This is a genomic window from Rossellomorea oryzaecorticis, assembly GCF_038405515.1.
Taxonomy (GTDB): domain Bacteria; phylum Bacillota; class Bacilli; order Bacillales; family Bacillaceae_B; genus Rossellomorea; species Rossellomorea oryzaecorticis_A.
In genome coordinates this window covers 44,304-51,304 of record NZ_JBBYAF010000032.1, presented here as the reverse complement: position 1 = coordinate 51,304, position 7,001 = coordinate 44,304, and the positions used below count along the sequence as shown (strand labels likewise).

Genomic DNA, 7,001 nt, shown 5'->3' with positions numbered 1-7,001 from the left:
ATTGAAAATATCCCTCCCTAATTCCTGACATATTTATGTTTCTAGTGTACTTTTTTCGGTACAAATATGTCCAAAGGAATTAGGGGGTCGTAGAGGAATGGATTATAAATCTGGAAAATGGATCATAAAATTCCAGAATGGATCATAAATCCTTAAAATGGATCATAAAAACCTGATACCTCTGTTAACTAGCTTATCCCTCCTTAAAAGAACTCCTCCAAAATCAAAGGTAATGCATTTTCACAATATTTCACACTCATTAGCCAAACTAAATTACGATTTACCCAAAAAAATCTTTTATCAATCCAACGAAATCCAAAAGGACCGTATAGATACACTTTTTACCCAACATCCCGGCACCTGCACTTTACTCAAATACCCCAAAAAGGGTAAACTACATATATACATTGTCCCTTAGGTGCTCTCCTAAGGGTTTTTTATACTCTACTTAAGCTGAGGAGATAAATATGGATCAGTTTGAAATAATAACGAGAACCCCTGAGGAGACGGGTGTATTTGCAGAGAGATTGGCAAATTACCTTCAACCTGGGGATGTGATAACATTGGAAGGTGACTTGGGTGCAGGGAAGACGACGTTTACGAAGGGGCTTGCGAAGGGTCTTGAAGTAAAGAAGACGGTGAACAGCCCTACGTTCACAATTATTAAAGAATATAAAGGACGCTTGCCTTTTTATCATATGGATGTGTACCGCATGGATGATTCCTTTGAAGACTTGGGATTTGATGAGTATTTTGAAGGGGAGGGAGTGACGGTTGTCGAGTGGGCCCACTTGATAGAAGACCAGCTTCCTAAGGACTTATTGAGTCTGTCGATTTACAGAGAGGGCGATACGACACGCAGGATTGTGTTAAAGCCTTACGGGGAAAGGTATAATGAGTTATGTAAGGAGATTGTTTCATGAAACTATTATCGATTGATACCTCCAATTATCCGTTAGGGATTGCGTTGATTGAAGAGGGTAAGGTGATTGGTGAATATATCACCAATCTGAAGAAGAATCATTCTGTACGGGCGATGACTGCCATAGAGCAGCTTCTGAAAGACTGTGATACAGATCCGAAAGAGTTGACCAAGATTGTGGTGGCGAATGGTCCTGGTTCTTACACAGGTGTCCGCATCGGAGTGACGCTGGCCAAGACGCTTGCCTGGTCGTTGAATATCCCACTTATCCCCGTATCGAGCTTGGCTGTACTTGCTGCATCCGGCAGGAATTTCAGCGGATATATCGCTCCGATTTTTGATGCGAGAAGGGGCCAGGTTTATACGGGACTGTATAAGTTCGAGGGTGACCGGATCATTCAAGTGGGAGAGGACCGGAATGTGTTAATGACAGATTGGGCGAATAAGCTGAAAGAGTATGATGGTGATATTTTGTTTATCGGAAATGATGTAAACATTCATGAGGAAACGATAAAAGAAGTGCTGGGAGATCAGGCAAGGGTTGCTCCTTTTGTCAGTAACAATCCCAGACCATCCGAGCTCGCTTTCATAGGGGCGGATTTAGAAGAAAATACGGCTCATGAAGTCTTGCCTAATTATATTCGCTTAGCTGAGGCGGAAGTGAATTGGTTAGAGTCTCAAAAAAACTCTTAAATGAGAAGAAGGATCGTTTGAAATATGGAAATTCGTTTTATGACGGTTGATGATTTGGATGCTGTGATGGAGATTGAGCATCGTTCATTCAGTATTCCGTGGAGTCGGGAAGCTTTTTATAATGAAATTGAACAGAATCACTTGTCTACTTATCTCGTGGTGGAAGACGGGGAACGAGTAGCCGGTTATTGCGGTGTTTGGCTTGTCGTCGATGAAGCGCATATCACCAATGTGGCGGTGCTTCCTGATTACAGAGGACAGGGTCTCGGTGAAGCTCTTATGCAGAGGATCATGAAGATTGCTAAAGAGGTGGGTGCTCGTGTGATGACACTTGAAGTCAGAGTAAGCAATAAGGCAGCACAAGGGTTATATAGAAAGATGGGTTTTCAAGATGGCGGAATCCGGAAAAGGTATTATTCAGATAATCAAGAAGATGCTTTAGTGATGTGGGTGAATTTATGATAAAAGATACGTATGTGTTAGGAATAGAAACGAGCTGTGATGAAACAGCGGTAGCCATTATTAAAAATGGTACGGAGATTGTAACGAATATTGTTTCTTCTCAAATTGAAAGTCATAAACGTTTTGGCGGAGTTGTTCCGGAAATAGCTTCCCGTCACCACGTCGAGCAAGTGACGTTTGTATTGGAAGAGGCATTGGAACAGGCAGACATGACAATGGAAGAGATTGATTGCATTGCTGTTACGGAAGGTCCCGGGTTGGTAGGCGCGCTGCTGATTGGTGTGAATGCTGCCAAGGCCCTTGCGTTTGCTCATAACAAGCCGTTGGTCGGTGTTCATCATATTGCCGGACATATTTACGCGAATCGTCTGGTGAAAGAAATGAAGTTCCCTCTCTTGTCTCTCGTCGTTTCAGGGGGGCACACAGAGCTTGTGCTGATGAAGGAGCACGGTTCATTCGAGGTCATCGGTGAAACGCGGGACGATGCTGCAGGTGAGGCCTATGATAAGGTAGCAAGGACCTTGAGTCTTCCTTATCCGGGAGGTCCCCATATTGACCGGCTTGCACATGAAGGGGAGGCGACACTGGACCTTCCTCGGGCGTGGCTGGAAGAAGGCTCGTATGACTTCAGTTTCAGCGGGTTGAAATCAGCGGTTATCAACACTTTACACAATGCGAAGCAAAAAGGCCAAACGATTTATCCACAAGATCTTGCCGCAAGCTTCCAGGCGAGCGTGATTGATGTGTTAGTAACTAAAACGGTGAAAGCAGTAAAGGAATATAAGGTAGAACAGTTATTATTGGCTGGGGGAGTTGCTGCCAATAAAGGACTGCGTGCTGCTTTAGAAGAAGTGTTTAAAGAGTTGGATACAGAACTGATCATCCCTCCATTGTCCCTATGCACAGACAATGCAGCAATGATTGCTGCTGCAGGCACGATATTGTTTGAACAGGGAAAAAGGGGAGATATGGCGATGAATGCTAATCCCGGATTGGATATAGAGAATTTCTGAGAAATTCAAAAGAGGTCGTTTCAAAAGGTTAAATGCAAATTAACCTTCTAGAGATGGCCTCTTTTTTATTGTGGAATAATTGTGGATAAATTCAAGTTTCAAGTAAACAAACGTTGTATATTCTTAATGATAGTAAAAATTTACCTTTGAATTTAGAATAAATCATGAGAACAAGGGGTAGTTGTTAAACAGATAATTAAATAAAAATGGTTTAGGAGGAAAATATGGGTAAACGTATCTTGTTTGTATTGGTATCAGTATTTTTTTTATTAACAGCTTGTTCAGGTAATGAACCTGTAGGGGAAACAAATTCCGAGAAGGCTGCAGAACAAAAGCAGTCGGAGGAAAAGAATGTGGAGCTTAATAGGGAGGAATATGCATCAACAAAGGTTGAAGATGTATTAGTTCAGCCTCCAGGTAAATATTCTGGGGAAAAATATGATGAAGACAAGGTAAAAGCACAACTCGATAAACTGCCTAAGGATCTAACCAAAGAAGAGTATTTTCAGAGTCTTTTGGCGTTGACTTCGGAAGACTATCAAGGATTTAAGGAGTTCTTCGATGGAGTGGATACCAGTTATGAAGAGGCAAGCGCAGCCCCGGGGGAATCCGATGCAAAGAAACCTGCTGGAAAGAAAGTAAATGTAGCTATTCTCTTTGATTCCAGCGGCAGTATGAATGGGAAAATTGGAAGTAAGACTAAAATGGAACTGGCAAAAGAATCAATTCAGACTTTCGTTTCGAGCCTGCCTGAACAAGTCAATGTATCACTGCGAGTGTATGGACATAAAGGAACAGGTGATGACAGCGATAAAGAGCTTTCTTGCGGCAGCTCAGAAGTGGTGTATCCCCTTTCTGTGTATGACCAGAGTGGTTTCAATGATGCACTTTCAAAGTTTTCGCCTGCAGGCTGGACTCCTCTTGCAGCGTCGATTCAATCGGCTGGGGAGGATTTAAAGAAGCAAACCGGCGACAATGTGGAAAATATCGTATATGTCGTAAGTGATGGTGTGGAGACTTGTGATGGAGACCCGGTCGAAAAAGCTAAAGAGCTAAATGAATCGGATATTTCAGCCGTTGTTAATATCATTGGGTTTAATGTGGATAATGAGGGACAAAAAGCCTTGAAGCAAGTAGCGGAGGCTGGCAAAGGTAAGTATCAGACTGTAAAAACCAAACAAGATTTTGATGATTTTTTTGAGAAAGAAAAAAACCGGTTAATACATGAATGGTTTAATTGGGAAAATGAAAATGTGGATAAATATTTTAAGAGCCAGACAGAACGTGTGGATGAACTCTTCGACCAAGAAGCGAAGATGGTGGATTTGGCTCAAGACGAAGAGAACCGATTACTTGGGCTATCGGAGTATCTTGAAAGTAAGATTGATGGAAACTTCTATGAAGTAAGGGAATTAATTCGAGACAGGGGATATTCACTGCGGGAATATGCTAGGGATACTGCTTATGGATACCGCGAAGAATTAAGAGAGAAAGGCTATGAAAATCGAGAGAAAGCACGTGATAAGGGTTATGAAGAACGTGAGAAATTGAGAAACGAGGAGTAAATGTACGAACGAACATATGTTTTATCAACAGTTTGTGGATAAGTTGTTAATAACTTAAGGATAAATGTGCACACCCTGTGAAAAAAGTATGGGTAGTTGAGTGGAAGATTGTGTATAACCACAACTTTTTCTGTGGATAGTGTGGAAAACTCCTGTGAATAACGAATAATCAACATTTATAATGTGGATAATCATGTGGAATAAAGAAGGTTTGGATAACGTGGTGTTATCCAAACCTGTGGATTACTGTTCTTCTTGGAGAAGTTCTTCTAATTCTGTCCATTCTTCTAATAATTCATCAAGTTCTTCCTTGGAAGAATTCAGTTTGTCATTGATATCCTGAACCTTTTCGTGATCCTGGAAGATGTCCGGGTCGCAAAGCAGTTCTTCTTGTTCTTCGATGACAGCTTCAAGGACTTCCATTTGAGCTTCAATTTCTTCTACTCTTCTTTTACGCTGTCGCTCAAGCTTTTTTGCTTCTTTATCGATTTTTTGGTTTTGCTTCTGCGGAGTTGCCGACCCTGGGCCAGTCTGACCTTTTTCCATTAATTCCAAGGCGGCCAGCTCTTCTTGCTGTCGCAGCTTTTCCATATAATAGTTATAATCTCCGAGGTATTCGGTGGACCCATTTTTAGAGAGTTCAAGCACTTTGGTCGCGATTCTGTTGATGAAATAACGATCGTGCGAGACAAATAAGATGGTGCCTGGATAATCGATAAGGGCATTCTCAAGCACTTCTTTGCTATCCAGGTCGAGATGGTTGGTAGGCTCATCAAGGATGAGTACGTTTCCTTTCTCCATCATCAATTTCGAAAGGGCAAGCCTCGCTTTTTCTCCACCGCTTAATGTAGACACCGGCTTCAGTACGTCTTCCCCTGAAAACAGGAAGTTCCCGAGGACTGTCCTGATTTCCTTTTCGTTTTTTATCGGATATTCATCCCACAGTTCATTGAGGACGCTTTTGTTTGATGAAAGATCTGCTTGCTCCTGATCGTAATAGCTGATTGATACATTCGATCCGAATTTAAAATCACCTGAGAGAGGTGCAAGCTTATTTACAAGCGTTTTAAGCAAAGTGGATTTTCCAATACCGTTTGGACCGACGAGCGCGATGCTGTCGCCTTTTTTTACTGAAAAATCGATATGGCTGGATATTTCATCATTTTTCTCATACCCGATTGAAAGATCGTTTACTTTCAGTACATCATTTCCGCTTTGACGATCGATCTGGAATGAGAAGGAGGCTGATTTCTCATCGCCGAGCGGCCTGTCCATCAGTTCCATTCGCTCCAGTTTTTTTCGGCGGCTTTGTGCCATCTTGGTTGTTGAGGCACGGGCGATGTTCCGCTGGATGAAATCTTCAAGCTTGGCTACTTCCTGCTGCTGACGTTCAAAGAGCTTAACATCTTTTTCGTAGTCTTCAGCTTTTTGCTGAAGATATTTACTATAGTTTCCGATGAATTTCTTGCTCCGTTTCCGGGAGATTTCATACACCTGGTTGACGACGTTGTCTAGGAAGTAACGGTCATGGGAAACAATGAGAACGGCTCCTTCATAGCTTTGCAAATAGGTTTCTAGCCAGGATAAGGTGTCGATATCAAGATGGTTGGTCGGTTCATCAAGGATTAATATATCAGGCTTGGTCAAGAGAAGCTTACCCAGTGCGAGGCGGGTCTTCTGACCGCCGCTTAACGCAGAGATTTTCGTCTCATAGTCAAAATCAGCGAAATTCAGGCCGTGAAGCACTGAGCGGATATCTGCTTCGTATTGGTAGCCACCGGATTCTTTGAAGCTTACCTGCAGTTCGTCGTATTCTTTTAATACACGCTGATACACCTCGTCATTCTCATAGACAGACGGGTCGGCCATTTGTTTTTCCAGGACACGGAGCTGCTTCTCCTGAGCACGAAGCCCTTCGAATACGGTCAGCATTTCAGCCCAAATGGACAGGTCTGATTCGAGTCCGGTGTTTTGGGCCAGGTAGCCGATCGTTACACCTTTAGGTTTTGTGATTTCCCCGCCATCATGGGATAACTGGCCTGCGATTATTTTTAAAAGGGTCGATTTTCCTGCACCGTTTCGGCCAACAAGTGCGACACGGTCCCTAGTCTGTATTTCAAGTTTAATATTCGATAAAATAGTATCTGCACCAAAGTTTTTGCTAAGTTGATTCACTTGTAGTAGAATCATGACGTTTCACCTCTATTTCATAGTGCTAGTGTACCGTATATTAGAGGAAAACGGCAATCATACATGTCTATGAATGACTATTAATCTTCACACATATAGGATAGAATATAGTGTATGATGGGTAGAGAGACTTAAAAATGTTTATCTGTTATTTTG

At 42.3% G+C, this 7,001-nt stretch carries 6 protein-coding genes; 5 read left to right on the top strand and 1 reads right to left on the bottom strand.

Features of this window, described 5'->3' with window-relative positions:
• Positions 1-467 precede the first annotated feature (467 nt).
• From tsaE to AAEO50_RS15395, 5 genes are all read left to right on the top strand, one after another.
• Positions 468-923 (top strand): tRNA (adenosine(37)-N6)-threonylcarbamoyltransferase complex ATPase subunit type 1 TsaE, encoded by a 456-nt coding sequence (gene tsaE, locus AAEO50_RS15415; RefSeq protein ID WP_341985178.1) that lies wholly within the window; start codon positions 468-470, stop codon positions 921-923.
• Entirely contained in the window at positions 920-1,615 is a 696-nt protein-coding gene (gene tsaB, locus AAEO50_RS15410; RefSeq protein ID WP_341985177.1) for a tRNA (adenosine(37)-N6)-threonylcarbamoyltransferase complex dimerization subunit type 1 TsaB, read from the top strand. Before tsaE ends, tsaB begins: the two co-directional genes overlap by 4 nt.
• Before the next feature lie 24 nt (positions 1,616-1,639).
• Positions 1,640-2,077 (top strand): ribosomal protein S18-alanine N-acetyltransferase, encoded by a 438-nt coding sequence (rimI, locus tag AAEO50_RS15405; protein ID WP_341985176.1) that lies wholly within the window; start codon positions 1,640-1,642, stop codon positions 2,075-2,077.
• Positions 2,074-3,090, top strand: a complete 1,017-nt coding sequence (tsaD, locus tag AAEO50_RS15400) for a tRNA (adenosine(37)-N6)-threonylcarbamoyltransferase complex transferase subunit TsaD (protein ID WP_341985179.1) — start codon at positions 2,074-2,076, stop codon at positions 3,088-3,090. Before rimI ends, tsaD begins: the two co-directional genes overlap by 4 nt.
• Positions 3,091-3,314: 224 nt before the next feature.
• Positions 3,315-4,655: a VWA domain-containing protein gene (locus AAEO50_RS15395; protein WP_341985175.1), complete on the top strand. Its 1,341-nt coding sequence runs from the start codon at positions 3,315-3,317 to the stop codon at positions 4,653-4,655.
• Positions 4,656-4,898: 243 nt separating this feature from the next.
• Here the strand turns inward: AAEO50_RS15395 and AAEO50_RS15390 are convergent, their stop codons facing one another.
• Positions 4,899-6,845, bottom strand: coding sequence for an ABC-F family ATP-binding cassette domain-containing protein (locus AAEO50_RS15390; RefSeq protein WP_341985174.1), 1,947 nt, complete (start codon positions 6,843-6,845; stop codon positions 4,899-4,901).
• Positions 6,846-7,001 lie beyond the last annotated feature (156 nt).